This is a genomic window from Nostoc flagelliforme FACHB-838, assembly GCF_014698065.1.
GTDB classification, from domain to species: domain Bacteria; phylum Cyanobacteriota; class Cyanobacteriia; order Cyanobacteriales; family Nostocaceae; genus Nostoc; species Nostoc flagelliforme_B.
The window spans coordinates 1-1,552 of the sequence record NZ_JACJSI010000718.1 but is presented as its reverse complement, the minus strand read 5'-3'; the positions used below and the strand labels follow the sequence as shown (position 1 = coordinate 1,552).

The 1,552-nt window shown below is 41.3% G+C and carries 3 protein-coding genes; all 3 read left to right on the top strand.

The genetic code is table 11. The features are described 5' to 3' along the window. The first annotated feature begins 222 nt into the window (after nt 1-222). The 3 genes from H6G97_RS51095 to H6G97_RS51085 are packed head-to-tail and all read left to right on the top strand — an operon-like array spanning nt 223 to nt 1,496. A complete protein-coding gene (locus H6G97_RS51095) occupies nt 223-426 on the top strand; it encodes a DUF1392 family protein (RefSeq protein ID WP_338422039.1) in 204 nt (67 codons plus the stop codon). Between the two features lie 51 nt (nt 427-477). Then, entirely contained in the window at nt 478-1,239 is a 762-nt protein-coding gene (locus tag H6G97_RS51090) for a hypothetical protein (RefSeq protein ID WP_190947777.1), read from the top strand. Nucleotides 1,240-1,268: 29 nt separating this feature from the next. Further along, complete coding sequence (locus H6G97_RS51085) at nt 1,269-1,496, top strand: alpha-ketoglutarate-dependent dioxygenase AlkB (protein WP_242056221.1); 228 nt, start codon at nt 1,269-1,271, stop codon at nt 1,494-1,496. The last annotated feature ends 56 nt before the right edge of the window (nt 1,497-1,552 follow it).

Genomic DNA, 1,552 nt, shown 5'->3' with positions numbered 1-1,552 from the left:
TTCTGATTGCTTTATATGCTGCCCCATTTTCTCCACCAGTTGTTTGATGCTGGCTGGAGTCTTTTCCCAATCTGAGTCGGAAATTTCAATTCCGTAGGCGAGGCAGTTTTCATCCATGCCTCTTAATCTACCATCTCAGTAACCCATTTTTGACTGTAGCGTTTCTTATCCTGTGAACGGTTACAGCAAATCATCGGTATTGGAGAATTAGAAGCCATCAACGTGCAAAAACCTGCTTTTGTTCTAGGCGAAAGAGTGATGCTCTGTTCTCACGATAAGGGAACAAAGCAACGGTTGATTTTGGGGATTGGGCTGGTGAATAACTCTTGGTTTTACCTTGTTGAATTGGTGTCGCCAACCTTAACTCAATCACGAACTATATCTAATCGTTTCTCCCTGGTTGGTGAAAAAGTTTGGTGCGCGTAAATGTCTAATTCTCTCTAATCAACAACGAAAAATTATCACCCAGCTAAAGTTATGTCACAAATTGAAATCGCACAAATCATCGAACAAATAAAACAAGAGATTCTAATTGACGCTAATGGTCAGGGCAAGGCTAGTGTTCGGGCAGCAGCCAGATTAGCAAATGTTAATGATGCTGGATTGCTCAGAAGCCTCAAAACTGCTGCTGACATTTCTCGCTCTAAACTGGTTGAAAGACTTATCTACAAAGGCTTTGAATGTGCTGAGATTTTATCGTGGTCTGAGTCCGGTATTCCCGATGTCGCTGTAGCAACCATACTTCATTATTACGGCTATGAAGCTGGTAAGAGATGTACCGCACAAGCAAAATTAGCCTGTGAAGCTTTTGAAAGCATTGGTGTTCGTGCCTGGATTCAAGATTTATTGGGGTGGACTAAACCGGCCAATCCTTCCGAAACCGTCATGACACAAATACAGTTACTCGCTGCGATCGCACAACAGATGGCACAGCAAGAACAATATTTATTGGAGCAACAACAGCAACAAAATCAAATCTTAGCAAGACTCAAAGCCGTTGAAGTTGAGCCAGATAGGGTGAATACACCATGCGGCCACAAATATAGTGTTGTTGGGTTCGCCAATCTTCAAGGTTTAGAAATATCTGTAAAAGAAGCGGGTACTAAGGGTCGAAAAGCAAGTGCATTGTGTCGAAAACAAGGCATAGAGATAGAACGCATTCATGACCCCCGATTTGGAAAAGTTGGTTTGTATCCAGAAAGTATTTTGGTTGAGGTTTTTAAAGCCGAACAAAACTAATAGCCGTTTCAAAATTTGAGATAACTACCATGCAACAACTCAATTTATTTGCTGAATCAACTCCAGTTTTACCAGTCACTTACTACCCCGATTTCTTAAGCCAAGAACTTGCAAACGAACTCTACCAACACTGTCTGAAACTGGAGTGGCAGCAAAATCAAATCAGGATGTTGGGTAAAACTCTGCCCGTCCCGCGCCTTGAGTGCATCAAAACAATTCGCAATTCGCAATTATTAATTAAGGACAAAGAGACATGAACCAAAATATTAGCATTGCTGACAGAACAAAAGCTTTAGCGATAAGAATAGTTAAA

Bases quoted from the DNA above. Each gene is read 5' to 3' on its own strand.
- H6G97_RS51085 (WP_242056221.1), top strand. From the start codon at position 1,269: ATGCAACAACTCAATTTATTTGCTGAATCAACTCCAGTTTTACCAGTC.
- H6G97_RS51090 (WP_190947777.1), top strand. From the start codon at position 478: ATGTCACAAATTGAAATCGCACAAATCATCGAACAAATAAAACAAGAG.